The following is a 555-nucleotide window of genomic DNA, read 5'->3' on the forward strand; positions in this document are numbered from 1 at the left end:
CCGCCCATGCGCCCGACATCACCTGTGCGCGGCAGGCCGAACGCTATGCGGATGCGTATTGGCCGGACTACATCGCCGCTGCACGCGCCGTGATCGATGCGCGAGGCGAAGGCTAGGCGAGGCGTTTCACCGCGCCGTTGCCCGCCGGACCTGCTCGCCAATCTGCGACAGCACGAGCTTGGCCTGCGGCAGGATCGCGCCCGCATCCAGGTCGGCCGCATCTCGCATTTCGGCCTGCTGGAGATGTCGCGTCAGCGCATCCGTGCCAGCGTGCTGGAGAGCTCGACCGACCCCTGCCCGCATTGCGGCGGCACCGGTCATGTGCGCTCGGTATCCTCTGTGGCGCTGCAGCTGCTGCGCGGCCTCGAAGAGATCCTGATGAAGGGCGCCACCCACAATCTGGTGGTCCGCACCCGCACCGACGTCGCGCTCTACGTGCTGAACCACAAGCGCGGTCATCTGCGCGACCTCGAGAACGGCTTCAAGGTGACACTGTCGGTCATCGCCGACCCCAGCGTCAGCGGTCCGCAGGCCTATGTCATCGACCGCGGCGAG

The 555-nt window shown here is 67.7% G+C and carries 1 pseudogene; it reads left to right on the plus strand.

Annotated features, from left to right (window positions below):
- Positions 1 to 96: 96 nt before the first annotated feature.
- Positions 97 to 555: pseudogene (locus AACY52_RS29695) on the plus strand (hypothetical protein); the annotation flags it as partial.

This window comes from Pseudomonas sp. EA_65y_Pfl1_P113, from assembly GCF_963970525.1.
Lineage (GTDB): Bacteria > Pseudomonadota > Gammaproteobacteria > Pseudomonadales > Pseudomonadaceae > Aquipseudomonas > Aquipseudomonas tritici.